This window comes from Oxalobacteraceae bacterium OTU3CINTB1 (assembly GCA_024123955.1).
Taxonomy (GTDB): Bacteria; Pseudomonadota; Gammaproteobacteria; order Burkholderiales; family Burkholderiaceae_D; genus Rugamonas.
This window is the reverse complement of sequence record CP099652.1, coordinates 1,509,799-1,535,091: the sequence shown is the minus strand read 5'-3', so window position 1 is coordinate 1,535,091 and position 25,293 is coordinate 1,509,799. Positions and strand designations below refer to the sequence as shown.

Below are 25,293 nucleotides of genomic sequence, written 5' to 3'. Positions count from 1 at the left end.
TTATTCCTGTTCCGTATTCGCGGGCACGGCGCCGGCCGGCTGTTGCGGCTGCTGCGGCGGCTGGGCCGCGGCTTGTTGCTGGGCCCGTGCTTGCTGTTGGGCCTGTTGGGCCTGCAGCGCTTTTTGATTCGATTCGTTAATCGCGGCCAACACGTCGTTGGTCGGGCCATACATCGCGGCCTGACCGTCGCGCACCACCAGCAGCTTGGACGTGGCGCCGATGATGTTGGTGCGGTGCGTGATCAGCACGATGGTCTTGCCGCGCTGGCGCAGATCGCCGATGGCCTGCACCAGCGCCTGTTCGCCGGCGTCGTCGAGGTTGGAATTGGGTTCGTCGAGCACGATCAGCGACGGGTCGCCGTACAGCGTGCGCGCCAGGCCGAGGCGCTGGCGCTGGCCGCCGGACAAGCCCAGGCCGCCGTCGCCAAGGACCGTGTCATAGCCTTTCGGCAGTTGCAGCACCATCTCGTGGACGCCTGCCCGTTTGGCCGCCAGCACCACTTTTTCGGCATCGATGTCGCCGAAGCGGGCGATGTTCTCGCTCACGCTGCCGCCAAACAGCTCGATGTCCTGCGGCAGATAGCCGATGTGGGGGCCCAGTTCGGCCTTGTTCCATTGGAAAATATCGGCGCCGTCCAGGCGCACCTTGCCGATCGCAGCCGGCCAGATGCCGACCAGCAGGCGCGCCAGGGTCGACTTGCCCGAGCCGCTGGGTCCGACCACGCCAAGCACGTCGCCGGCGGCGATGGTAAACGACAGGCCCCGCAACACCGGCACCGACACGCCCGGTGGCGCGGCGGTGACGTTTTCGACCGAGATCGCGCCGATCGGTTTGGGCAACGGCATGCCGGCCGAGCGCGCCGGATTGTCCTCCAGCAGCTTGGTCAGGCGCTCGTAGGCGCTGCGGGTGCCGCTATAGGTTTTCCACACGCCGATCACCTGCTGCACCGGCTGCAAGGCGCGGCCCACCAGGATCGAGGCGGCGATCATCATGCCCGGGGTGATCTTGCCTTCCACCGCCAGCAGCGCACCGTAGCCGAGCACCAGCGATTGCAGCGAGACCTGGACGAACTTGGTCACGGCGGCGACCTTGCCGGCCTTTTCGCTGGCCTCGGCCTGCAGGCGCAGGAAGCTGCCGTGCAGCTTGAGCCAGCGACCCATCAGGTTCGGCAGCATGCCCATCGATTCAATCACCTCGGCATTGCGCAGGTTGTTGGTGGCCAGGTTGGTCGAGGCGATCGCCGTCGTGTTCGCATCGGCCAGCGGCTTGTGCGAGACGCGCTCGTTGACGTAGGCCAACACCACCAGCACGATGGTGCCGCACAGCGCGAACACGCCCAGCGACGGCTCGAACAGGAAGATCACCAGCAAGTAAATAGGGAACCACGGAGCGTCGAAGAAGGCAAACAGCGCGTTACCGGTGAGGAATTGACGGATATTGGTCAAGTCCATCAGCGCCTGGCCGGCGTTGCCGCCACCCTTCTTCAGGTTTTGTTCGAACGCGGCAGTGTACACGCGCTTGTTCATCTCCATATCGAACTGGGCGCCAACGCGCACCAGCACGAAGCTGCGGGTCAGTTCGAGCAAGCTCATCAACAGATAGGCGCCAAGCATCATCAAGGTCAGCATCAGCAGGGTGGTCTCGTTGCGGCTGGGCAGCACGCGGTCGTAGACCTGCAACATGTAAACAGACGGCACCAGCATCAGCAGGTTGGTGACGGCGCTGAAGGCGCCGACAGTGAGGAAGGCACCCTTGAACTTGTTGAGAACCTGCTGGATCTCGTTCTTCGGTTTCATCGGATTTTTCATGAGGTACATCACAATGCGAGAGGAATACGGTGGCAGCGAACGCGCACGCATTTGCCGGGAACACACATTATCGCCCATAAGCCGCGAAATATGTGATGTAGATCACATTAAATTTTCGTAATGGAAAAAAAACCGCCGTTTTGCAACGGCGGTTTTTTGGATCCGATGGCAAGTTTCTGCCGTCGAAAGGACGGCGGCGAAGCCGCCGTCCAGGCTTGCTTTAGACCACGAATGCAGCTGCGGTCAGCGTGGTAACGCCGGTCAGCTGGATAACCGAGTCAGCGGTACCGTTCGAGTCCAGATCCAGGTACAGACGGCCGGTGGTCGAATCCAGAGCAGCGCCGATAGCGTCGGTGACAACAGCATCCGCGCCAACGTTTTGCAGGAAGACCTGAGCGTCGGACGAGTTGGTGTACACGCCAACAACAACTTTGGTCATGCCAGCAATAGCGGTGAAGTCCAGAACGTCGCCGGTCCACTTGGTTGCATCGGCGCCAGCGCCGGTGCCAGCGGCGCCGGCAGTGCCGTTACCGAAGGTGTTGGCCGAGAAGCCGGTGATGATGTCCATCTTCACCAAGGTCGAATCGGCAGCAGTTGCGTACACGAAGGTGTCGTTACCAGCGCCACCGTTCAGCAGATCGGCACCAGCGCCGCCGGTGATGACGTCGCCTTTAGCGCCACCGGTGATGGTGTCGGCGTTAGCCGAACCAACGATGGTGTTAGCGGCGGTCAGCGAACCCTTGATGGTGATGATCGACGAATCGGCAGCGGAAGCCGATACGTTGATGGTCGCGCCAGCGGTGTTAGCGGTCGCGTCGATCGAAGCCAGCTTGGTGCTGCCAGCAGCCGAGGTGAAGCTGAAGGCTTGGTCGCCGGTCACGTTCAGGTTGACCAGAGCGGTGTCGGTCAGCGCCAAGGTGTTGACAGCAACGTCAGCCTTAGCGGCCGAAGCGACATCGATACTTGGGGTACCGGTGCTCTTCACATTGATGGTCTCAACGCCAGCGATCGTGGTGGTCACGGTAGCGGCGGTGGTGTCAACGGTGGTGTCGGCGTTCTGGGCGATCTTGGTGTCGATGGTCAGGTTCAGAACGTCGGTGGTGCCGGTAGCGTCTTTCAACGTCACGGTCAGCGCGCCGCTGTTGGCTGCCAGGTCACCCTTCAGGATGATGTCCGAAGCAGCGCCAACACCGATAACCGAAGCGGCCTTGGTGGCGGTAACGCCAGCCGATTGGAAGCCGGTCAGGCCAGCGATTTTCGACAGGTCGACGGTGGTCGCGTCAGCGATCGCGGCGTCGGTCACGCTCAGGATTTCGAAGCCGCTGATCTTGGCCAGGTTGTCGGCAGCGTAGCCGGCTACGGTGTTGTAGTTGGCAACCGACAGACCCAGGGTGTCTTTGCCAGCACCGCCGGTGATGGTTGCGCCGGTGACAGGAGCTGCGGCGAAGTTGATGGTGTCGTCGCCAGCGCCCAGAACGATGGAGCCGGTAGCAACCAGAGCGGTCGCGACGTTCACAACGTCGTTGCCTGCGCCGGTGTTAACGGTAGCAACGTTTGCGCCGTCGATGGTCAGCGTGTCCACGCCAGCGCCGGTGGTGGCGGTGAAGGTGGTCGCGGTCGAGGTGCCGTTGGCGAAAGTAACGCCGCCGTCGCCTACGGTCAGGGTAGCGACTTTAACCAGGTTGACCGACGAAACGTCGACCGAACCGGCGCCGGTCACTGCCAGGGTAGCAACGTTCAGGCCATCGCTCAGCTTGACGGTGTTTTTGCCGGTGGCAGCGATCGATACCGAGGTAGCGACGTTGACGCCGGTGGTGTCTTTCACTTCGACGTTCGAGGTGTCGGTGGTCAGGTTCAGCGTGGTGGCTTTCGACGCGGTGGTGGCACCCAGGTCGATCACAACTTGCGTGGACGCAGCGCCAACCTTGGTGGTCGACAGGCCCAGGGTGGTGGCGGTCGAACCGTCGAAGTTGACAGCAGTCGAGGCGACGTTCGAAACGCGCAGATCGGCAACAGCGCCAACGCCGTTGACGGTCGAAGCAGCGGTGCTGCCGTTGACGGCGATAGCGGTCAGGCCGGTAGCGTTAGCCAGGTTGATTTTACCGGCGGCGGTGAAGGTAGCCGATACGGTTTCAACGCTGGTCAGTGCCGGGGTGGCGTTGGTGCTAGCGTTAGCAACGGTGACGGTCAGGGTGTCGTTGCCGGCGCCGCCGTTGATGCTGTCAACAACTTGCAGCGAGTCAACAACTACGGTGTTGCCGGTTGCTTGGTCGATAACAACGGTAGGAGCGGACACGAAGGTGTCGTTGCCAGTGCCGCCGGTCAGCGTGTCGGTGCCGTTGGTCAGGTTGTAGATGTTGCCTGGGTTGACGTTGCCAGCGATCGTAGCCAGGGTCGAATTGATGGTGGCGTTGAAAGCGGTGGTGTTGGTGGTGCCGTCAACGGTGTGCAGCATGTCGCGTGCGGCTTGTGCAGCAACTTTACCCGAGTAGCCGATGATTTCAGCTGCGGTGTCGATAGCGGCGGTGAAGTTGGTGGCGACGGTGGTTTTGTTGTTGACGGTCGCTGCATCAGCGGTCACGCCCAGGGCTGCCGACATGATTTGCACAGCGGCTTCAGCGCGGGTCATTTCTTTGTTCGCCAGAGCGGCGGTCCAGAAGTCCAGGCCGGCGACCAGTGGGTCACGGTTCAACACGTTCTGGTAGATCGATACGATGAACTGGGCATCGGTACCGGTGTACAGGGCGGTCGACTCAGGGCTGGTGCCGAAGTTGTCCAGGACAGCTTTGACGGTTGCGTTGGTGTCGTAAGCAGCGGCGAAAGCAGCGATGTCGGTAGGTGCGCCGCCATTTGCCAGGTTGGTGGTCATGTTAGCCAGACCTGCGCGGTCTGCTGGACGACCAAAGTAAGCGATGTACAGTTGTTCTGCTACTGCGGTGTAATCTGCTGGTACGGCCATGATGTATTTCCTTTTAGTGAACGAGGTTTAAACCGATTTTCTGCATCCATGGCACACAGCGCTGCATGCGCATGGACCTTTTTTGCAGAACAGGGAGTATATTGCCACACGGGGTGAGCCATGTTGTGACGGTCATCACAAATGCTGGGCAATTTTCGATTTATTTGTAAGTTTTTGTGTTTTTTTATGCATTTCACCGATAAAACTTCGATCACGCGGCCCAATCCGGCCCCTGTGCTGAATTAAAAGGCGGTCGAAAACCACTAAAACGGACCAGCATCCCCGGATTATTAACAGCGGCGATACGCCGGCCCGTTATCGTCAGCGTCCGCCCTCCATCGTCCCATTGTACAAAACGACATCGTTCGTTAATTTCCAAACCACAAATGCAATGTGCCGCATAAAGCGGCACATTTAAAAAACCATATAAAAGATTAAGTCGCCGCTACCGTTTCCAGCTGGTCGCTCCCTCGGCCGTATATTGCGAGCTATTGAGGCTTTTAAAGACGTAGCCTGCCTGCTCCGCCTGGCTTCCGCCCAGATAACCCTTAATCGTGGCGTCGGACCTGTAATCGCTGTTTAGCACGCCTTTCGAACTGATACTGCCGGCGGAATTCATTTTCAGCGACGCCGTTTCGGTGTAGACGGTCAATCCGGTGGCGAATTTACGCGTGCCGAAGTCGACATCCAAATGCGCATCCTTGATTGCGGCGGCAACCGGCGCTTTACCCGTTTCCTGTAAAGAAGCGGCGCTGCCGTCAAGAATGAACGAAGCCTTGCCATCGTTGGGCATGACCAGTTCCGAGTTTTTCACCCGGCCGATGATATAAGATCCGACCGCATAGCCATTCTCGTAGGTGCCACCAGCCAGTTTATCCAGCGCGGCGGTATCGCTCGCCAGCTCGGCCACCTGCTGCCAGCGGCCCCACTGCAATTCCGGCGGGCTGGCCGGCTTGGGTACCGGCGGCGTGGTCGGCACCAGCGGCACGCTCGGTTGGACGATGACCGTCGGCTCGGGCGTCACATTGCCCTTGTCGCCGCCGGTGTTGGCCGCCACACTTTTGCCAACATTAATCAGCGCCGTCTCCTTATTGGCGTCCAGGTTCAACTGCTGTGCCGGCGCCGGGCTGACGGCGGCGCTCTTGCCGACCGGCTCGTCACTGCGTGGCGGCGCGGCCTCCGGCGCGACCGTCTGGCCATGCAACAACTGCGGCGACTTCTGGCCGCGCTGCACCTGCAGCAGGACGTCGGCCTGGCCGGCGAACAGTTCACGGCTCAAATTGCCTTCGCACGGGCCGCCGCCCTCGGGACCGCAGCCGCCGGCAAAGCCGCTGACGACGATGCCGCCCGAGACCACCGCCACGCGCGAGGTTTGCTGGTCGGTGAAGACGATGAAGTCGGTGCCGCGCACGCCGATGGCGGCCACCGGCGTATTGAAACGGAAATTCTGGCGCGCCTGCTTGACGGCTGTACCAGAAATGCTACGCGCCACGCCGCTGAGCAACTCGAGCTTGACGCGCGTGTTGGCCGGCTTGGCGGTGTCGATCTGATACGTGATGATGCGGGCACGGGTGTTGGGGCGCAGGATCAGAAAGCCGTTGTCGACGGTTTTGACATATATATAGCCATCGGCGCCGGTGGAGAGTTCGTCGCCCTCCTGCACTGCCGCGTCAAGCGTCGCCGTGCGCGAGGCCAACTGCACCTGCCCGGTGACGAAAACAACTTTTCCGGCCTCGCCGGCGGCGGCAGTCGACCAGCCGCACAGACTGGCGCTGGCAACCAGCAAGACTAAAAATTGACGCAACATAATTAAATTCCTCCTCAGGTAGCATTCTCCTCGATCCAAGGGTAAAGTATGTGATTGGCGTCACATTATTTCAATTGGATACAATTTCGACGCTCGATGCAAGACCGTAAAGCTTATCAAATAAATATTTCCGCTGGCATAGTATTGCCCCAAACAAAGGGTTATACTGACCGACTATTTTCCACTCGCGCCCGCGATGGCGACGCATCCCTTGCGCGCCGTGCCGCCGGGCGCTGACATGAAGTCGATTTTGCGCTCCCTAACCTCCTCCGCCCCGCTGCTCAGAACCGCCATCGCCGCCGCTGCCGTGCTGCTGACGGCGTGGTCGCAGTGGGCGGCGCCGGCCGGCGCCCGGCTGGCAGACGAGTGGCTGCGCGACCATTTCATCCGACTGCAAGCGGTGGACACCCCGGAAAACCGCATCCTGGTGGTCGATATCGACGAAACCAGCCTGGCCAAGTACCCGTGGCCCTGGCCGCGCACGCGCCTGGCCGACCTGGCCGAGAACCTGCTGGCGAGCGGCGCCAAGGGAATCGCATTCGACATTTTGCAGGAAAAGCCGGCCGACGCCGACGGCGACGCCCGCCTGGCGATGCTGGCGCAACACGGCCCGCTGGTGCTGGCGCAACTGTTCGACTTCGCCGTCCAGCCCAATCCGCTGCACGGCGGCCAGCTGGTCGGCGGCGTGCCGGCCCGCGCCACCGGCGCCGCCGTGCCGGCGCACGGCTACCTGGGCAACCATGCCGGGCTGGCGCGGGCCGCGCACGCGGGCAACATCGGCGTTTCGCCCGACCCGGACGGCACGCTGCGCTGGGTGCCGATGTATGCGCGCTACAACAACCGCGACTACCCAACCCTGGCGCGCGCGCTGTTCGATTGCTGTGCCGGCGGCATGGCGCCGGCCGTGCCGGACGGCGCCATGCGCATCCCCTACCAGCGCCAATGGCGCGCCTACCGCGCCGCCAGCGCCGCCGAAGTGCTCGAGCAGCGCCTGCCGGCCGACCAGGTGGCCGGCCGCCTGGTGCTGATCGGTTCGTCCGCGCTGAGCATCGGCGACCGCCTCGCCACGCCGCTGGGGGCCTCGACCGCCGGCTTGCTGGTGCACGCCGCCGTGCTCGACGCGCTGCTGACCGGCCAGGCCGGCGCCGCGCCCGCGCCGTGGCCGGGACGCTGGATCGCCGTGCTGTTTTGCGCCGCCACCGTGTTGCTCATCAGCCGGACCCTGGCGCGCCGCTCGGCGGCCGTCAACGTCTTGCTGTTGACCATAGGCTCGGCGCTGTGGGTCGGGCTGGCCTATGCCGTCAGCCCGCACGACCCGCTGTTCAACCCGGCCGGGCCGCTGCTGTCGAACCTGTTCCTGCTGGCCGTGGCCGTGCCGTTCCATTGGCAGTTGGCCCAGCGCAAGTCGCGCCAGTTGCTCGGCACCTTGCGCCAGTACGTGGCGCGCGAGGTGGTCGACGAATTGTTGCGCAGCGACCTCAAGGACCCGCTCACGCCCAAGCAGCGCCAGGTCACCACCCTGATCGCCGACATGGAAGGCTACACCACCCACGTCGAGGCGCTGCCGGTCGAAGAGGCCGCCAAGCTGACGACCGACTTCCTCGATTGCCTGACGCGCCCGGTGCTGGAAAAGCACGGCACCCTGGACAAATACACCGGCGACGGCCTGGTCGCCTTCTGGGGCGCGCCGCTGCCGATCGCCGACCACGCCGACCTGGCGCTCGACGCCGCCGAGCTGATCGTGCGCGAGGTGCGCGCCATGAGCGCCCAGCGCGTGCGCGAGGGCAAGGCGCCGCTGCGCGTGCGCATCGGCATCGAGAGCGGCTTGGCCATGGCGGGCGACTACGGCACCGCCTTCCGCAGCATTTACACGGCCGTCGGCGACAGCGTCAACACCGCCTCGCGGCTCGAGCAGGCCGCGCGCGACTTCCCGCACGACGTCATCATCGGTGCCGGCACGGTGGCCCTGGCGACGCGGCACCGCTTCGTGTCGTTGGGCATGCAACGGCTGCGCGGCAAGGAAAAAGTCGCCGAACTATACACGCTGGAGGCGGCCGCATGAGGCGCCTGCGCGCGTGCGCGCCACTGACGCCGGGCATGCCGGCGCCGAGGTCGACGTTGTGGTCAACCTGGTCGTCGGCGCTCGTGCCGGCGCTGCTAGCCGCGCTGTTGGCGGCGGCGGCGCCGGCGGCGCGCGCGACCGACGACGAGGCGCCGGGCGCGCCCTCGGCCGCGCAGGAGGAACTGTACCTGCAGGCGATGCGGGCGCTGGCCGAGGGCCGCGCCGACCAGGCCACCGACCTGCTGATGCGCTTCCTGGAAAAGGAGCCGCAGCACGCCGGCGCCTGGCTCGACCTGGCCATCAGCCAGTGCGAGCTGGGGCACGGCGTCGAGGCCGAACGCCTGTTCACCGAGATCGAGCAACGCTTCACGCCGCCGCCGGGCATCGTCGAGGTCATCGCCAACTATCGGCAGCGCGGCTGCATCCCCGTCACCGGCAAGCAGGAGCGGCTGTCGTTTTCCGTCGCGCGCGGCTACGACAACAACGTCAACCAGGGCGCCAGCAACCCATTCTTTAGCACCGGCAGCGGCGACAACTACACCGAGTGGACGCTCACCTCCGATTTCCTGCCGAAACCCGACCAGTTCGTGCTGGCCACGGCCGACTACAGCCGCAACCTCAACGACAAGGGCTTGCTCGGCTTCGCCCAGGTGCGCACCCGCCGGCACGACGACGTCCACAGCCAGGACACCGCCTCCCTGCTGCTGGGCCTGGAACAACAGTGGACGCTGGGACGCTGGCGCGGGCGCGCGACGGCGACGCTGAGCGCGATGCGGCTCGACGGCCATTATTACCAGCGCCAGGAGCAGCTTCAGCTGCGGGCGACGCCGCCGCTGACGCTGTCCGAACGGCTCGACTGGTCGCTCACGGCCGGCCTGAGCCACGTCACCTACCCGACCCGCCCCAATTACGACGGCAATACGCTCGAACTGGGCAGCGCGCTGTCCTATCACCACCGCGGCCTGCACGCCTACGGCAGCGCCGGGGTGATGACCGACCACGGCCAGAACCAGCGCCCGGGCGGCAACCGCGACGGCTGGTACGGCACGATGCTGCTTTACAACACCTTCAACGACCGCTACAGCGGGCAGCTCGGCTGGACCCGGCAGGCGTGGCGCGGCAGCGAATTCTTTTCGCCACACGTGATCGATGTGGTGCGGCACCAGACCACGCGCCAGCTCAGCGCCGGCGTCACGATGGCCGTCGGCGCGCGCCAAAGCCTGGTGCTGGAATGGCGCGCCGTACGAAATCAGGAAAATATATCGCTGTTTCAATATAATAGCCGGACCGTGCAGCTGACTTGGCGCTGGGATAATTTTTAACGGCGCCGCCGTATTTGCATAAAGACATCACCGAATGGCCTGGGAATTGATCGTGTTTGGGGCGGCGCTGGCCGCCATCTCGCTTGGCTGCCTGCTACCGGCCGGCTGGCTGCCGTCGTTGCCAAACGATAAACTGCTGCATTTTGGCGCCTACGCCGCGCTGACCCTGCTGGCGCTGCCGATGGTGGCGAGCTGGCGCCAGTGGGGCTACTGGCTGCTGGGCCTGCTGGTGGCGGGCGCGGCGATCGAGCTGTTGCAAAACCTGGTGCCCGGCCGCGGTTTCTGCTGGCGCGACCTGGCCGCCAACGCGGCCGGCATCGGCGTCGCCGCCCTGTGCGCGCTGCCGGCGATGTCCCCCATTCTGCTTTGAAAGACCGCATGACCTCTGGTACATCAGCTCCCGACGACCCCACCGGCCTGCCCGCGCAGGCCGACGGCACGGCGCCGCCCGCCGAAGCGAACAAGATCACCACGGTGTCGCCCGTGACCGAGCCGAGCGATCCGAACGACCCGAACCAGCAAGTGAACTTGCAGATTCACCTGCGCAAGATCCCGTTGCTGGCCGATTTGAACGAGCAGGACATGCTGCGCGTGCGCGCCGACATCCGCATCAAGCAATACAACAAGCGCGACGTCGTGCTGCAAAAGGGCGCCACCGGCGACAGCCTGCTGTTTTTGCTGTCGGGCCAGCTGCAGGTGATCGACGTGACCGAGGACGGCCGCGCGATCGGCCTGCGGATGCTGGCGCCGGGCGATTTCTTCGGCGAGATCGCCGTCATCAACGGCTCGATGCGCTCAGCCTCGGTCGTGGCGCTGAGCTCGGTGTTGGTGGCGCTGCTGCCGCGCGCCACGGCGCTGCATTTGTTCTCGCATTCGCCATCGGTGGCCAACCAGATGCTGCGCTTCCTGGCCGAGAAGGTGCAGCGCGATTCGGAATTCCGCGCGCTGCTGAGCATTCACAACACGTCCAAGCGCATCTACACCTTCCTCGACCTGCTCAAGGAAACCAAGCCCGACGACGACAACCCGGTGGTGGAAAACCTGCCCACCCACCAGGACATCGCCAACATGATCAACACCAGCCGCGAGACGGTCACCCGCACGCTGCTGACCCTGGTCCAGCAGGGCATCATCAAAAAAGGCACGCACCGCCTGATCATCATCAAGCCCGAGGCGCTGCAAAAGCTGGCCCAGGGCTGATTCGTCAGCGCCGCAGGCGCCGCTGCAGCGGCATTTCGACCGTCCGGTAACACAGGTGCGCCAGCGCGAAGGTGGCGCCGATGAAGAACAGCCACAGCCAAGGCGAGCGCCACGGCACGGCCACGCCGGCCGCGCCGCAGCCGAGCGCGATGCCCAATTGCAGCGGGAAATGCAGCAGATAGCTCGAATAGGTCAGGTTGCCCAGGCTGGCGAGCGCGCGCCCGGCCGGCCCGCGCGGGCGCAGCGCCAGCGCCACGCCGATCGCCAGCGGCGTGGCCAGCAGCAGCGTGCTGCCCGGGGCGATCGGGTAGCGCCACGGCGCCGCCAGCACCAACACGAGCAGCGCGGCGGCCGCCAGCACGGCGGCGGCGCGGCGCGGCGCGGACCAGCCGGCCACCAGCGCGTAGGCCAGCGCCACCAGCGCGCCCAGATAAAAATACAGCAGGCACTCGAGCAGCGGCCAGTCGGCATAGCGCCACGCCAGCCCGGCCGCCAGCGCCGCCGCCAGGGTCGCCGGCGCGCCGACGCCGGCGTGGCGGCTCCACAGGAAGAACGCCGCATAGGCCAGCACCTCGAGCGAGACGCTCCAGATCGGCCCGTTGAACGAAAAGCCGGTCAACGGATAGAGCCAGTGGCTCGCCAGCGGCAACTGCAGCAGGAAACTGCCGACGCTGTTGTCGCGGTAGACGAAGTAGTGGCCATGGCCGCCGGCGTACAGCGCCTGCAACAGCGCCACCAGCAGCAGCGTGGCCAGGTGCAGCGGATAGAGCCGGGAAAAGCGCAGCACGAAAAAGCGCCCGGCGCCAAGCTCGCGGCGGGCCAGCACGGCGCCGTATTTCCAAAAGAAGATGAAGCCGGAGATGCACCAGAACACTTGCACGCCGTACAAGCCATAGCGGTAGAAGAACGACAGCAGCGGGTAGAACGGCTGTTGCACCGGATCGAACTGGTGGGCCTGGTTGGCCACATAGGAGAAATGCTGGTAGTGCCACATCAGCACCGCGAACGCGCACACGAAGCGCAGCAGTTCGATGCCCGGCAACGACGCCGCCGCCGCCGGCGTGCCCGCCGCCGGCCGCCCGGCGGCGCTCACGCCGGCCGCGCCAGCATGCCGCGCGCGTCCAGGAACGCCACCACCTGGTCGGCGCACTGGGCCGGCGTGCCGGCCAGCGTGTCGAGCCGCACCTCGGGCGCCAGCGGCGCCTCGTAGGGCGAGTCGAGTCCGGTGAAGTTGCGGATCTGCCCGGCGCGCGCCTTGCGGTACAGTCCCTTGGGGTCGCGCCGCTCGCATTCGTGCAGCGGGGTGTCCATGTGGATCTCGATGAATTCGCCGGCCGGCATCAGCTGGCGCACCAGCGCCCGGTCCGAGCGGAACGGCGAGATGAAGGCGCTCAGCACGATCAGGCCGGCGTCGGCCATCAGGCGCCCCACCTCGCCGACGCGGCGGATGTTTTCCACACGGTCGGCGTCGCTAAAGCCGAGGTCGCCGCACAGGCCGTGGCGCACATTGTCGCCGTCGAGCAGGTAGGTGTGCAGCCCGAGCGCGGCCAGGCGCTGCTCGACCAGGCCGGCGACGGTGGTCTTGCCCGAACCGCTCAGGCCGGTGAACCACAGCACGCAGGGACGCTGGCGCAGGCCCAGCGGGCGGTTGCCGCGGTCGATGCCGAGCCGTTGCCAGACGACGTTGGCGCTGGCGGGGGCGTGGGTGGCCATGGCGACGCTCAGGCCGGCGGCCGGTCGGACACCAGGCACACGTCGCCCAGCCAGCTGACGTAGCCGAGCGCGGTGATGTGCCACTTGAGCACGCCCGGCTCGACCTCGTCGCTCGAGGTGCGCACCGGACTGTCGAAGCGCACCTCGGCCGCGTAGGCCTGGGTGTAGCGCAGCGCGCCGCCCTCGCTGTCCTCGGCCAGCAACACCCGCCACGGCAGCGGATTGTCGTTATCGTTACGGGTGTTAAACCGCAGGTACACCTGTACTTTTTCCATCGTTTTCCTTTGACGCCGGGGCTTGGGGCAGGCCGGGATGATACCAGCGCCGCGCCGCGCTAGGCAAGCGCGGGCCGGCCGGGAGCGCTGCCGGGGGCGGCGTCGGCCCGCGCCGCCCGGTGCTATAATCCGGCCCGGCCACGCGCCGGCTTCTTCTGGATGGATAAAACATGGGCAGCATTCACGTCACGCAATTGGGCAAGGCCTACAAGCAGTATCCGACCCGCTGGTCGCGGTTGCTGGAGTGGGTCACGCCCTTCCTCGGCCTGCGCCACCGGCTCAAATGGGTGTTGCAGGACATCGACTTCCACATCGCCGCCGGCGAGGCCGTGGCCCTGATCGGCGTCAACGGCGCCGGCAAGAGCACCTTGCTCAAACTGATCACCGGCACCGCCCAGCCGACCACCGGCGGCGTGGCCACGCACGGGCGCGTGGCCGCGCTGCTCGAACTGGGCATGGGCTTCCATCCCGACTTCACCGGCCGCCAGAACGCCCTGATGGCCGGCCAGCTGATCGGCCTGAGCGTCGAGGAGGTGAGCGCGCTGATGCCGGCCATCGAGGCCTTCGCCGACATCGGCGACTACATCGACCAGCCGGTGCGGGTCTATTCGTCGGGCATGCAGGTGCGCCTGGCGTTTGCCGTGGCCACCGCCGTGCGGCCCGACATCCTCATCATCGACGAGGCGCTGGCCGTGGGCGACGTGTTCTTCCAGCAGAAGTGCTTCGACCGCATCCGCGCCTACTGCCAGGCCGGCACCACCTTGCTGTTCGTCTCGCACGCGATGGGCGCCGTCTATTCGCTGTGCAACCGCGCCATCCTGATCAGCGCCGGCCGGATCGCGCTCGACAGCACGCCGCGCGAGGTCATCGACCTGTACAACGCCCACGTGCTGCGCCAGCGCGACGGCCTGCCCGCGCCCGCCGCGTCCGCCGCGTCCGTTTCCGCGCCCCTACCGGCCGCCGTGTCCGCCCCGCTGCCGGCCGCCGCTGCCGTCGAGGCGCCGGCCGGCTTGCCGGCGCCGGCACCGGCACCGGCGGCGACCATCGGCTCGTTCGAGCACGGCGGCGCGCGCATCGAGGCCGTCGGCCTGTACGTCGACGACCAGCAGGCGGCCACCGTCATCAGCGACCGCGTCGCCACCGTGCGCGTCGACAGCCGCTTCGGCGCCGACTACGCCGATCCGCACATCGGCTTCCAGATCCGCAACGCGCGCGGCGAGGCGGTGTTCATGACCAACACCTACTGCATGCGCCAGCAGATCGGCCCGGTGCGCGCGGGCGAGGCCGTGCGCGCCGAGTTCTCGTTCAAGGCCGCGCTGGCCCCGGGCGACTACACCATCACCGCCGGCGTGGCCGAGGGCGGCGCCGGCGACGGCGACTTCCGCCAGACCCTGGCGCGCCAGCAGGACGCCGGCGCCTTCACCGTGCTGCGCAACCTCGACGCCATCGTCTGGAGCGGGGTGTGCAACCTCGACCCGATCTGCGCGCTGCAACGCCAGGCCGGGCCCGTGTAAAGACATGTAAAAGCGCTTGCCAACCAGCCCGGACGGCGCGCCGCTTGGGCTATAATCGCCGGTTACCCGCTTTTCGCCGCGCCGCACCGTATGCAATTACTGCTCACCACGTCCCAATCCTTTTTGCTGCTCGACACCGAGAGCGGCCACGCCACCCGCCTCGACGGCGGCAACGGCCTGTACTACGGCATCGCGCGCCACGGCGAGCACCTGTACGTGGCCGCGCGCAAGCGCCTGGTGTCGTCGGACGTGCCGTCGGCCGACGAGCGCGGCGAGATCCTGGTGTTCGACCGCCAGCTGCGCCGTTGCGGCGCGCTGCGCGCGCCGTTTCCGCTGCGCGACCTGCATGAAATCGCCTGGCACGACGGCAAGCTCTACGCCACCGCCTCGCACGACAACCTGATCGCCGTCTACGACGGCCGGCGCTGGGAGCAATGGTATCCGCTCGGCGGCCCCGGCGTGGGCGACGTCAACCACTTCAATTCGTTCATGTTCGAGGACGGCCTGGTCTGGATCCTGGCCCATAACCGCGGTCCCAGCGAACTGCTGGCGTTCGCGTTGGCCGACCGCGCGCCGGTGCGCAGCATGATGCTGGGCAACTGCGGCCACAACATGTGGCGCGAGGACGGCCAGTTGTACACCTGCTCGTCGGCCGAGAGCCGCCTGCTGGGCGACCGCGGCTTCGTGCTCGACACCGGCGGCTTTCCGCGCGGCGTGGCCTTCGACGCGGCCAGCCGCTGCGTCGGCGTGTCGGCGCTGATCGAGCGCAAGTCGCGCGACTTCACCATGGGCAAGGTGCTGGTGACCGACCGCCAGTGGCGCCCGCGCCACGAAATCGCGCTCGCCGGCGAAGGCCTGGTGCTGGACCTGATGGCACTGCCCGACGGCTTCGCCTTGCGCCCGCCGGGATGGTTGGCGCGCGCCCGCGCGGCGCTCGGCGGCGCGCCGTTGCCGCCGGCGCTGCGCTACCCGCTGCGCCCGCCGGGCGCCGACTAGCGGGCCAGCACCAGCCGGCACCAGCCGGCGCCACGGCGCCCGGCGGCGCCGGCCCGCGCGCCCTTACAACTGGAAACATTTTTCGCTTGGCAGGATGGCAAGAGGGCAAAAGCGGCGTGCTATACTGCCGCCCTTGTTAATTGCCCAATCCGGCGGGGGAAGCACGGCGCGTCCGGCCTCCCCCGCAGCCCCTATGACGACATCCTTCGCCCCCGCGCCGACGCCGCGCCGCGCCCTTCCGTCCCCCGTTGCGCGGCGCCCCGGCGCGGCCGTTGCCGCATGATTTCGCTGTCCATGCTGGGCGGCGTGTGGCGCTACCGTGGTTTTGTGCTGGGCAGCATCAAACGCGAGTTCCAGAGCAAATACCGCAACTCGCTGCTCGGCGCGGCCTGGACGGTGCTCAACCCGCTGGCCATGATCGTCGTCTACACCGTCATCTTTTCCCAGGTCATGGGCAGCCGCCTGCCCGGCAGCGGCTCGACCTTCGCCTACAGCATCTACCTGTGCGCCGGCGTGCTCACCTGGGGCCTGTTCGCCGAGATCACCGGGCGCAGCCAGTCGGTGTTCCTCGAACACGCCAACCTGATCAAGAAACTGCAGTTCCCGCGCATCTGCCTGCCGATCATCGTCGTGCTCAACGCGCTGATCAACTTCGCCATCATCTTCGGCCTGTTTACCGCCTTCCTGGTGGTGTCGGGCACCTTCCCCGGCTGGATCTACGCCGCGCTGGTGCCGGTGCTGCTGCTGCAGATCATGTTCGCCATCGGCCTGGGCATGATCCTCGGCGTGCTCAACGTGTTCTTCCGCGACGTCGGCCAGTTCTTCACCATCCTGCTGCAGTTCTGGTTCTGGTTCACGCCGATCGTCTATCCGATCACGACGTTGCCGGCGTCGGTGCGCGAGCTGATGGCCTGGAACCCGATGGCCGCCGTCATCACCGCCTACCAGGTCATCCTGGTGCGCGGCCAGGCGCCCGACTGGGGCAGCCTGCTGCCGGTAACCGTGCTCGGCCTGGGCTGTTGCGCGCTGGGCATGGCGCTGTTCCGCAAGCGCGCCGGCGAGATGGTGGACGAGCTGTAATGGGCAGCATCCGCGTGAGCAACCTGGGCAAGGCGTACAAGCAATACGGCAACCGCTGGGGCCGGCTTGTCGAATGGCTGCTGCCGGTGCGCGGCGCGCGCCACCGCCTCAAGTGGGTGATCGAGGACGTCAGCTTCCAGCTCGCCCCCGGCGAGGCGGTCGGCATCCTCGGCGTCAACGGCGCCGGCAAGAGCACCTTGCTCAAGCTGATCACCGGCACCACCCAGGCCACCACCGGCTCGGTGGCGATCGAGGGCCGCGTGGCGGCGCTGCTGGAACTGGGCATGGGCTTCCACCCGGACTTCACCGGCCGCCAGAACGCCTACATGGCCGGCCAGCTGATCGGCCTGACGATGCCCGAGCTCGACGCGCTCATGCCCGCCATCGCCGCCTTCGCCGACATCGGCGAGTACCTCGACCAGCCGGTGCGGGTGTACTCGTCGGGCATGCAGATGCGTCTGGCCTTCAGCGTGGCCACCGCGCGCCGCCCGGACGTGCTCATCGTCGACGAGGCGCTGTCGGTGGGCGACGCCTATTTCCAGCACAAGAGTTTCGAGCGCATCCGCGAATTCCGCCGCCTCGGCACCACCCTGCTCATCGTCAGCCACGACCGCTCGGCCATGCAGTCGATCTGCGACCGCGCGCTGCTGCTCGACGGCGGGCGCCTGGCGCATCAGGGCACGCCGGAGCAGGTGATGGACTACTACAACGCGCTCATCGCCGAGCGCGAGGGCAGCACCATCGCCCAGACCGTCACCGCCGACGGCCGCCACCAGACCACCTCGGGCAACGGCGAGGCCACCGTCACCGCCATCGCCCTCGAGGACGAGCACGGCAACCCGGTGGAGGTGCTCAACGTCGGCGCCGAAGTGTGCCTGCGCGTCAAGGTGTTGGTGCGCCGGCCGCTGGCGCGCCTGGTGCTCGGCTACATGATCAAGGACCGGCTCGGCCAGCAGATGTACGGCACCAACACCCACCACATGGAACTGCCCGTCGAGAACGCGGCCGCCGGCGACGAACTGGACTACCGGTTCCGCTTTCCGCTCAACCTGGGACCGGGCAGCTACTCGGTCACCACCGCCCTGACCAGCAGCGAGACGCATCTGGGCGACAATTATGAATGGCGCGACATGGCGTTTTTGTTTATCGTGATGAATATGAACCGCAAGCCATTCGTCGGCTGCAACTGGCTCGAACCGCAAGTCGAGATCGTCCGCGGGGTGGCGCCGTGAGCGCCGACTTCTACCGCGCCTTCGAGGACCGCTACCGCGGCGCGCGCGACGAGATCGGCCGCCGGCTGGCGGTCTACCGGCCGTTCCTGCTGGCGCTGGCGGCGCAGGCCGAACGGGCCGGCGCCGGGCCGGCCCGCGCGCTCGACCTCGGCTGCGGCCGCGGCGAGTGGCTCGAGCTGCTGGCCGCGTGCGGCATCGCCGGGCGCGGCGTCGACCTCGACGAGGGCATGCTGCGCGCCTGCCGCGAGCGCCACCTCGACGTCGAGCGCGCCGACGCGCTGGCCAGCCTGCGCGCGCTGCCCGACGCCAGCCTGGCGCTGGTGTCGGCGTTCCACCTGGTCGAGCACCTGCCGTTCGCGCTGGTGCAGGACATCATCGCCGAGGCGCGCCGCGTGCTGCAGCCGGGCGGCCTGCTGATCTTCGAGACGCCCAACCCGGAAAACCTCACCGTCGGCGCCAGCAGCTTTTACCTCGACCCCAGCCACGAGCGCCCGCTGCCGCCGGCGCTGCTGGCCTTCGCCGTCGAGTTTGGCGGCTTCGGGCGCCAGTGCGTGCTGCGCCTGCAGGAAATGCCGCAGTTGCGCGGCGACGGCCCGGTCGGCCTGCTGACGGTGCTCGAGGGCGTCAGCCCCGACTACGCGGTGGTGGCCCAACAGGCGGCCGAGGCCGCGCTGACGGCGCCGTTCGACCCGCTGTTCGCGGCCGACTACGGCGTCACCCTGGCGGCGCTGGCGCAGCGCTACGAGGCGCAACTGCAGCGCCAGAACGGCGACCTGCACCGCGCGCTGCAGGGCCAGGCCGAGCAACTGCAGGGCTTGCACGCGGCCCACACGATGGTGATGGACGACCTGCGCGGCCAGCACGGCTTCAACGCCGCGCTCGAAGCGCGCCTGGCCGGCGCCCTGGCGGCGCTGGACCAGCGCCTGGGTCCGCTCGACGAGCTGCCGGCCCGCCAGGCCGACCTGGCGGCGCGCCTGGCGCACCTCGAGGCGCGCGGCGTGCAGCTCGAACAGCGCATCGTCGACCTGCTCTCGAGCACCTCGTGGCGCGTGACCGCGCCGCTGCGCTGGGTCAGCGGGAGCGCCCAGCGCGGCGTGCGCGCGCTGCGCCAGCGCCGCGTCGGCGGCGGCCTGCGCCGGCGCGCCGGCGCCGCCGTGCTGGCGCTGATGCGCGTGGTGCTGCGCCGGCCGCGCCTCAAGCGCGCCGCGCGCGCGGTGGTGGCGCGGCTGCCGTTGCTGCAGGCGCGCCTGTACCGCATGCTGCAGCACGCGCCGGCCGAGGTGCCGGCCGACGCGCCGCCGCCGTCGGCCGAACACCTGTCGCCGCGCGCGCTGCACGCCTACCAGCAATTACAACGCGCTTTGCGCACAAGGAAACACTGATGCGCATCGTCATCGATTTGCAAGGGGCGCAATCGGAAAGCCGCTTCCGCGGCGTGGGCCGCTATTCGCTGGCGCTGGCGCTGGGCGTGGCGCGCAACGCCGGCCCGCACGAGGTCTGGCTGCTGCTCAACGGCGCGCTCGAGGCCGCCATCCCCGACCTGCGCCAGGCGTTCGCCGCGCTGGTGCCGCCCGAGCGCATCCGGGTGTTCGCGCCGGCCGCGCCGCTGGCCGGCCACGACATCGCGCAGGGGCCGGCCGCGCGCGCGAGCGAACTGCTGCGCGAGCACGTGCTGGCCCAGCTGGCGCCCGACATGGTGCTCGTCACCAGCCTGTTCGAAGGCTATGTCGACGACGCCGTGGTGTCGGCCGGCACGCTGGCCGGGGCCGCGCGCACTGCCGTGGTGCTGTACGACCTGATCCCGCTGCTCAATCCCGACGCCTATCTGGCCCAGCCGGCGCAACGCCACTACTACGACCTGAAGATCGACTCGCTGCGCCGCGCCGGCCTGCTGCTGGCCATCTCCGACTACTCGCGCCAGGAGGCGATCGACGCGCTGGGGCTGCCGGCGCAACGGGTCGTGGCGATCTCGACGGCGGTGGACGACAGCTTCCGCCCGGCCGCGCTGGACGCGCCGGCGCTCGAGGCGCTGCGCCGGCGCTTCGGCCTGACGCGGGCCATGGTGATGTACGCGCCGGGCGGCTTCGACGCGCGCAAGAACATCGACGGCCTGATCACCGCCTTCAGCCTGCTGCCGGCGCCCGTGCGCGCCGGCCACCAGTTGCTCATCGCCAGCAAGCTCGATCCCAAGGACCGCAAGACGCTCGAACAGCACGCGCGCGAACGCGGCCTGGCCGACGACGAGCTGGTGCTGACCGGCTATGTCAGCGACGCCACCCTGATCGAGCTGTTCAGCAGCGCCGCGCTGTTCGTGTTCCCGTCCAAACACGAGGGCTTCGGCCTGCCGGCGCTCGAAGCGATGGCCTGCGGCGCGCTGGTGATCGGCGCCGACAACACCAGCATTCCGGAAGTGATCGGCTGCGACGAGGCACTGTTCGACGCCGCCGACCCCGGGGCGATCGCCGCCAAGATGGCCGACGCGCTGACCGATGCGGCGCTGCGCGAGCGCTTGCGCGCACACGGACGCGGCCAGGCGGCGCGCTTTTCGTGGGACATCACTGCCCGGCGCGCGCTGCGCGCGCTCGAGGCGCACGCCGCCGCGCTGGAGGCCGGGGCCGAGGCCACGCTCCACGCCGCCGCGCGCAAGCCGCGGCTGGCGCTGGTGACGCCGCTGCCGCCCGAGCGCACCGGCATCGCCGACTATGCCGCCCAGCTGCTGCCGGCGCTGGCGAGCCATTTCGAGATTGAACTGGTGCTGTGCCAGCCGCGCGTGCAGCTGCCGCCGGCGCTGGCGGCGCTGCCGCAGCGTTCGGTCGAATGGTTCGCCGAGCACGGTGCCGGCTTCGAGCACATCATGTACCAGTTCGGCAACAGCCCGTTCCACAGCCACATGTTCGCGCTGCTGCGGCAGCATCCCGGCGTGGTGGTGCTGCACGACTTCTTCCTGAGCAGCGTGCTGGCCTATGAACAGATGACCGGTGCCATGCCGGGCGCCTGGACCGAGGCGCTGTTCGACGGCCACGGCTATGTCGCCATGCGCGACGGCCTGACCGACGGCGACGCCGCCAAGCACCGCTACCCGTGCAACCTCGACGTGCTGCGCGGGGCCACCGCCGTGGTGGTCCATTCGGCGCACGCGCGCGAGCTGGCGCAGCAATGGTACGGCCACGCGGCGGCCGACAACTGGGAAGTGGTGCCGCTGCCGCGCGCCGCCCCGCTGGCCGACGGCCCTGCCGCGCGCGCGGCCGCCCGCGCCGCGCTTGGCGTCGACGCCGGCGCCTGGCTGGTGTGCAGTTTCGGCTTCATCGGCCCGACCAAGCTGTGCCGGGAGCTGGCGCAGGCCTGGATCGCCTCCACGCTGCACGCCGAGCGCGACGCCGTGCTGGTGTTCGTCGGCGCCAACCATGGCGGCGACTACGGCGTGGCGCTGTCGGCGCTGCTGGCCGAGGCCGGCGGGCGGGTGCGCATCGCCGGCTGGACCGACGAAGCCGATTACCACCGCTACCTGCAGGCGGCCGACGCCGCCGTGCAATTGCGCGCGGTGTCGCACGGCGAGACTTCCGCAGCCGTGCTCGACTGCATGAACTACGGCCTGCCCACCATCGTCAACGCCAACGGCTCGCTGGCCGGCCTGCGCGACGATTGCGTGCTCAAGCTGCCCGAGCAGGTCACCGTGGCCGACCTGACCGGCGCGCTCGAACGCTTGCGGGCCGACCCGGCGTTCGGCGCCGGCGTCGGCGCACGGGCGCGCGCGCTGCTGCGCAGCGAGCATAGCCCCGAGCATTGCGCCGCGCTGTACGCGCAGGCGATGGCGCGCGCCGCGCGCGGGCGCGGCGGCGACCGCGCCGCGCTGATGGCGGCGCTGGCGGCGCTGCCCGGCGTGGAAGAATCGCCGGCGCTGCAGCGCCAGCTGGCGGCCGGCATCGCGCTGGCGCCGGACCGGCTGGCGCCGCGCCAGCTGCTGGTCGACGTCACCTCCATCGCCCGCCACGACCTGCGCACCGGCATCGAGCGGGTGGCGCGCACCGCGCTGCTCGAACTGCTGCACACCCGATTGCCCGGGGTGCGGGTCGAACCGGTCTACCTGAGCCACGAGGACGGCCGCTGGCACTGCCGCTACGCGCGCCGCTACGGCTTCGCGCTGCTCGGCATGGACCCGCAGCTGACGCGCGACGCCATCGCCGACGTGCGCCCGGGCGACGTCTATTACGGCGTCGACTTCGCCCCCGGCGCGGTCAACGGCGCCGCCGCCGCCGGCCTGTTCGCGCACTGGCGCGCGCTCGGCGTCGAGGTCAACTTCGCGCTCTACGACCTGCTGCCGGTGCTGCGCCCCGAATTCTTCCCGCCCAACGCCGACATCGGCCACGCCGCCTGGCTCGACGTCATCGCCGCCGAGGCCGACCGCCTGGTGTGCATCTCCGACGCCGTCGCCGACGACATGCTGGCCTGGCTGGCGCGCCCCGGGCGCTTGGCCGCCGCGCGCCCGCGCAGCGCCCCGCTGCGGCTGGCAACCTTGCACCTGGGCGCCGACCTCGGCGCGCCGCCGCCGGCCGGCGACGGCGCCGACGCGCCCGGGCTGCCGCCGGCGCTCGGCGCGCGCCCGGCCTTCCTGATGGTCGGCACCATCGAGCCGCGCAAGGGCCACTTGCAGGCGCTCGACGCCTTCGAGCTGCTGTGGCGCGAGGGCGTCGACGTCGATCTGGTCATCGTCGGCAACGAGGGCTGGCGCCCGCTGTCGGCGCCGGAGCGGCGCACCATCCCGCAGATCGTCGCGCGCCTTGAGCGCCACCCCGAACTGGGCCGGCGGCTGTTCTGGCTCAAGGGCATCGACGACGCCGCGCTCGACGCGGTCTACCGCCGCAGCGCCTGCCTGCTGGCGGCCAGCGAGGGCGAGGGCTTCGGCCTGCCGCTGATCGAGGCGGCGCTGCACCGGCTGCCGATCCTGGCGCGGTCGCTGCCGGTGTTCCGCGAGGTCGCCGGCGAGCACGCCCATTTCTTCAGCGGCGACGACGGCGCGGCGCTGGCCGGCGCCGTGCGCGAGTGGCTGGCGCTGGACACGGCCGGCCGGGCGCCGCCGTCGGCGCCGATGCGCTGGCTCACCTGGCAGCAACACGCGCAACACCTGTTGCGGCTGCTGCGGCTGACGCCCGGGCCGTACGATGAACGGCTGGCGCCATCATGAGATCGGCGCCGCGCCCACCAGCCGGCGGCCGTCCTGACTTATAATACCGGCAACTCTCAAAAAAATAACATTTCATGCTGAATAAGAATTTCCCGCCGCCGCTGGCGCGCTGGCTGGCGCCGGCGTTACTGGCGCTCATCGCGGTCAACCTGCTGTTGCTGGCTTACTATGTGATCTACGACTATCAGTTGGCCGTGCACGCCGACGCGGCCGTCATGAACACGCTGGCGCAGGAGATCCACGACAGCGGCCAGTTCTTCCCGCGCGGCTGGAACTACGCCAACGGCGACCTGTGGGTGCTGTTCCCGCACACGGTCATCGTCGCGCTGCTGGCGCTGCTGCCCAACACGTTCGCGCTGCACGCCGTCTCCGGCCTGGTCACGGCCGCCATGGTGCTGGGCGCGGTCTGGTGGTGCGGCGCCATGCTGGGACAGTCGCGCTTGGCGCGACTGCTGGTGCTGGCGGTGCTGGCCGGTGGCATCTCGGTCAACATGGCGGAAAACCTGTACGGCCAGGCCGCCTACGGCATGCTGTTCGCGCAGGCGTGCCTGCTCGCGTGCAGCGGCTGGCGCCTGCTGCACAGCGACGGCGCCGCGCGCTGGCGCTGGGGCGCGCTGTTCGCGCTGCTCCTGGTGCTGGTGTTCTGGTCCAATCCGGCGCGCGCGGCGGTCTACTACGGCTTGCCGCTGATCGCCGCCACCGTGGCCCTGCGCTACCTGCCGACGCTGCGCGGCGACGGCCACGGCGTGCCGGCGCGGCGCGCCGCGGCGATGCTGGCGACACTGCTGGCGGCGCTGGCGGCCGGCGCGCTGCTGCACGGCCATTACATCAAACTGGTCGGCAGCAGCGGCTTGGCGCCGGCCGGCTGGCTCGGCTTCGACGCCATGGTGCGCAACGCGCTGGGCACCCTGCGCGGCCTGCTCAGCCTGTTCGGTGGGCTGCCGACCGAGGGCGCGCCCGTGATCAAGGCGGCCGGCGTCTGGCAGGCGCTGCGCCTGCTGGCGGCGCTGGCGATGCTCGGCCTGCTGCCATGGGCGCTGCGGCGCGCCTTTGCCACCCCGGCGCGGCCGGCGCGGCTGTTCTTCGCCGTGTTCGTCGTGGTGTCGCTGAGCATCAACCTGCTGGTGGCCGTGTGCACCACCCTGCCCGACATGGCCGCGCCCGAGGCGTCGGTGCGCTACCTGGTGCCGTCGCTGCTGTGCGCGCTCGTGCTGCTGGGCGGCGTCGCCGTCGATGATTTCCACTGGCACGGCGCCGCCCCGGCGCTGGCCGTGGCCGCGCTGGCGGTGATGGCGCTGAGCGCGCGCCCGGCCTACCAGGTCGAACGCGCGCCGGGCTACTTCCCCAAGGCCGGCATGGCCGCCTACAGCCCCTACCACCAGTTCGCCGCGTTCCTCGACCAGCAGAACCTGCGCTACGGCTACACCACGTTCTGGCACGCCGGGCGCCTGACCTTGCTCAGCGGGGGCACGGTCAAGGTGCGCCAGATCGGCCTCGACAACGGCCTGCCGGTGCCGGTGCGCCACCTGTCGTCGGACCGCTGGTATGAAGCGGCCGCCTGGACCGGGCCGACCTTCCTGATGCTCACGGCAGAGGAGGCCGCCGCCACCGACTGGGCCCACGTCGAGCGCCTGGCCGGCAAGCCAAGCCGCGTGATCGATCATCGCGGCTGGAAAATCTATGTGTATCCGGACAACCTGGCCGCGCACCTGCCGTTCTGGGACTACCAGCGCTCGCCGCCGCTGCGCCTGGCGGTCAACGCCGCCAGCGAACACCGCATCGGCCAGCCGGTCGCGCACGGCACGGCGCTGCGCGCCGAACCGGGCGAGTCCGGCCACCTGCTGTACGGCGCGGCGCGCGCGCTGGGGCCCGGGACCTACGTCGTCGACTTCGACCTCGACAGCGAAGGCGCCGACGACGCCGGCGTGGTCGACGTCGCCGCCAACAATGGCGTGACGGTGCTGGCCGCGCTGCCGATCCGCGGCGCCGGCCGCCGCCGCGTCGCGCTCACGCTCAAGCTGGCCGAGCGGGTGGCCGTCGAGTTCCGGGTCTGGAGCAACGGCGCCGCCCGCCTGACCGTCCACGGTGTCGACTTGCGCCCGCAGGACCCGCGCCGCGCCCCCCCTACCCGAAAGTGACCAC

The 25,293-nt window shown here is 68.4% G+C and carries 16 protein-coding genes and 2 pseudogenes; 12 read left to right on the top strand and 6 right to left on the bottom strand.

Annotation, left to right across the window (positions count from 1 at the left end; all coding sequences use genetic code 11):
- The 3 genes from NHH73_06610 to NHH73_06600 form a co-directional block, all read right to left on the bottom strand.
- Positions 1 to 1,809: a type I secretion system permease/ATPase gene (locus NHH73_06610; GenBank protein ID USX27948.1), complete on the bottom strand. Its 1,809-nt coding sequence runs from the start codon at positions 1,807 to 1,809 to the stop codon at positions 1 to 3.
- Positions 1,810 to 2,029: 220 nt separating this feature from the next.
- A complete protein-coding gene (locus NHH73_06605; GenBank protein ID USX27947.1) occupies positions 2,030 to 4,768 on the bottom strand; it encodes a DUF4214 domain-containing protein in 2,739 nt (912 codons plus the stop codon).
- A 445-nt stretch (positions 4,769 to 5,213) separates the two neighbouring features.
- Positions 5,214 to 6,575 (bottom strand): FecR family protein, encoded by a 1,362-nt coding sequence (locus tag NHH73_06600; protein USX27946.1) that lies wholly within the window; start codon positions 6,573 to 6,575, stop codon positions 5,214 to 5,216.
- 238 nt (positions 6,576 to 6,813) lie between these two features.
- Between NHH73_06600 and NHH73_06595 the strand changes: the two genes are divergently transcribed.
- Genes NHH73_06595 through NHH73_06580 form a run of 4 tightly spaced genes read left to right on the top strand, consistent with a single transcriptional unit; the run spans position 6,814 to position 11,159 of the window.
- The gene (locus NHH73_06595; protein USX27945.1) at positions 6,814 to 8,637 is read left to right on the top strand and encodes an adenylate/guanylate cyclase domain-containing protein; all 1,824 of its coding nucleotides are present in this window, start codon (positions 6,814 to 6,816) and stop codon (positions 8,635 to 8,637) included.
- A complete protein-coding gene (locus tag NHH73_06590; protein ID USX27944.1) occupies positions 8,634 to 9,959 on the top strand; it encodes a tetratricopeptide repeat protein in 1,326 nt (441 codons plus the stop codon). Before NHH73_06595 ends, NHH73_06590 begins: the two co-directional genes overlap by 4 nt.
- A 34-nt stretch (positions 9,960 to 9,993) precedes the next feature.
- The gene (locus NHH73_06585; protein USX27943.1) at positions 9,994 to 10,329 is read left to right on the top strand and encodes a VanZ family protein; all 336 of its coding nucleotides are present in this window, start codon (positions 9,994 to 9,996) and stop codon (positions 10,327 to 10,329) included.
- 8 nt (positions 10,330 to 10,337) lie between these two features.
- Entirely contained in the window at positions 10,338 to 11,159 is an 822-nt protein-coding gene (locus NHH73_06580; GenBank protein USX27942.1) for a Crp/Fnr family transcriptional regulator, read from the top strand.
- Positions 11,160 to 11,163: 4 nt separating this feature from the next.
- On the opposite strand, the gene NHH73_06575 is transcribed toward NHH73_06580, so the two are convergent.
- The 3 genes and pseudogenes from NHH73_06575 to NHH73_06565 all read right to left on the bottom strand — a co-directional run bounded on the left by NHH73_06575 (position 11,164) and on the right by NHH73_06565 (position 13,147).
- Positions 11,164 to 12,252: an acyltransferase gene (locus tag NHH73_06575; protein USX27941.1), complete on the bottom strand. Its 1,089-nt coding sequence runs from the start codon at positions 12,250 to 12,252 to the stop codon at positions 11,164 to 11,166.
- A pseudogene (gene cysC, locus NHH73_06570) lies at positions 12,249 to 12,848 on the bottom strand (adenylyl-sulfate kinase). Before cysC ends, NHH73_06575 begins: the two are co-directional and overlap by 4 nt.
- A 32-nt stretch (positions 12,849 to 12,880) precedes the next feature.
- On the bottom strand, positions 12,881 to 13,147 hold the full coding sequence (locus NHH73_06565) for a hypothetical protein (GenBank protein USX27940.1): 267 nt from the start codon (positions 13,145 to 13,147) through the stop codon (positions 12,881 to 12,883).
- Between the two features lie 170 nt (positions 13,148 to 13,317).
- Between NHH73_06565 and NHH73_06560 the strand changes: the two are divergent.
- The 8 genes and pseudogenes from NHH73_06560 (at position 13,318) to NHH73_06525 (ending at position 25,289) form a co-directional block, all read left to right on the top strand.
- Positions 13,318 to 14,031: pseudogene (locus NHH73_06560) on the top strand (ABC transporter ATP-binding protein).
- Positions 14,032 to 14,034: 3 nt separating this feature from the next.
- Positions 14,035 to 14,661, top strand: a complete 627-nt coding sequence (locus NHH73_06555; protein USX29574.1) for a Wzt carbohydrate-binding domain-containing protein — start codon at positions 14,035 to 14,037, stop codon at positions 14,659 to 14,661.
- A 90-nt stretch (positions 14,662 to 14,751) separates the two neighbouring features.
- On the top strand, positions 14,752 to 15,657 hold the full coding sequence (locus NHH73_06550; GenBank protein USX27939.1) for a hypothetical protein: 906 nt from the start codon (positions 14,752 to 14,754) through the stop codon (positions 15,655 to 15,657).
- A gap of 294 nt (positions 15,658 to 15,951) precedes the next feature.
- Positions 15,952 to 16,737: an ABC transporter permease gene (locus NHH73_06545; GenBank protein ID USX29573.1), complete on the top strand. Its 786-nt coding sequence runs from the start codon at positions 15,952 to 15,954 to the stop codon at positions 16,735 to 16,737.
- Positions 16,737 to 17,969 carry an ABC transporter ATP-binding protein gene (locus tag NHH73_06540; protein ID USX27938.1) on the top strand — a complete coding sequence of 411 codons (1,233 nt, stop codon included), beginning with the start codon at positions 16,737 to 16,739 and terminating at the stop codon, positions 17,967 to 17,969. Before NHH73_06545 ends, NHH73_06540 begins: the two co-directional genes overlap by 1 nt.
- Positions 17,966 to 19,351, top strand: a complete 1,386-nt coding sequence (locus NHH73_06535; protein ID USX27937.1) for a class I SAM-dependent methyltransferase — start codon at positions 17,966 to 17,968, stop codon at positions 19,349 to 19,351. The genes NHH73_06540 and NHH73_06535 overlap by 4 nt, the downstream gene beginning before the upstream one ends.
- Complete coding sequence (locus NHH73_06530; protein ID USX27936.1) at positions 19,351 to 23,151, top strand: glycosyltransferase; 3,801 nt, start codon at positions 19,351 to 19,353, stop codon at positions 23,149 to 23,151. Before NHH73_06535 ends, NHH73_06530 begins: the two co-directional genes overlap by 1 nt.
- A gap of 74 nt (positions 23,152 to 23,225) precedes the next feature.
- Positions 23,226 to 25,289, top strand: a complete 2,064-nt coding sequence (locus NHH73_06525) for a hypothetical protein (protein ID USX27935.1) — start codon at positions 23,226 to 23,228, stop codon at positions 25,287 to 25,289.
- The last annotated feature ends 4 nt before the right edge of the window (positions 25,290 to 25,293 follow it).

Bases quoted from the DNA above. Each gene is read 5' to 3' on its own strand.
- NHH73_06610 (USX27948.1), bottom strand. From the start codon at position 1,809: ATGAAAAATCCGATGAAACCGAAGAACGAGATCCAGCAGGTTCTCAAC.
- NHH73_06605 (USX27947.1), bottom strand. From the start codon at position 4,768: ATGGCCGTACCAGCAGATTACACCGCAGTAGCAGAACAACTGTACATC.
- NHH73_06600 (USX27946.1), bottom strand. From the start codon at position 6,575: ATGTTGCGTCAATTTTTAGTCTTGCTGGTTGCCAGCGCCAGTCTGTGC.
- NHH73_06595 (USX27945.1), top strand. From the start codon at position 6,814: ATGAAGTCGATTTTGCGCTCCCTAACCTCCTCCGCCCCGCTGCTCAGA.
- NHH73_06590 (USX27944.1), top strand. From the start codon at position 8,634: ATGAGGCGCCTGCGCGCGTGCGCGCCACTGACGCCGGGCATGCCGGCG.
- NHH73_06585 (USX27943.1), top strand. From the start codon at position 9,994: ATGGCCTGGGAATTGATCGTGTTTGGGGCGGCGCTGGCCGCCATCTCG.
- NHH73_06580 (USX27942.1), top strand. From the start codon at position 10,338: ATGACCTCTGGTACATCAGCTCCCGACGACCCCACCGGCCTGCCCGCG.
- NHH73_06565 (USX27940.1), bottom strand. From the start codon at position 13,147: ATGGAAAAAGTACAGGTGTACCTGCGGTTTAACACCCGTAACGATAAC.
- NHH73_06550 (USX27939.1), top strand. From the start codon at position 14,752: ATGCAATTACTGCTCACCACGTCCCAATCCTTTTTGCTGCTCGACACC.
- NHH73_06545 (USX29573.1), top strand. From the start codon at position 15,952: ATGCTGGGCGGCGTGTGGCGCTACCGTGGTTTTGTGCTGGGCAGCATC.
- NHH73_06540 (USX27938.1), top strand. From the start codon at position 16,737: ATGGGCAGCATCCGCGTGAGCAACCTGGGCAAGGCGTACAAGCAATAC.
- NHH73_06530 (USX27936.1), top strand. From the start codon at position 19,351: ATGCGCATCGTCATCGATTTGCAAGGGGCGCAATCGGAAAGCCGCTTC.
- NHH73_06525 (USX27935.1), top strand. From the start codon at position 23,226: ATGCTGAATAAGAATTTCCCGCCGCCGCTGGCGCGCTGGCTGGCGCCG.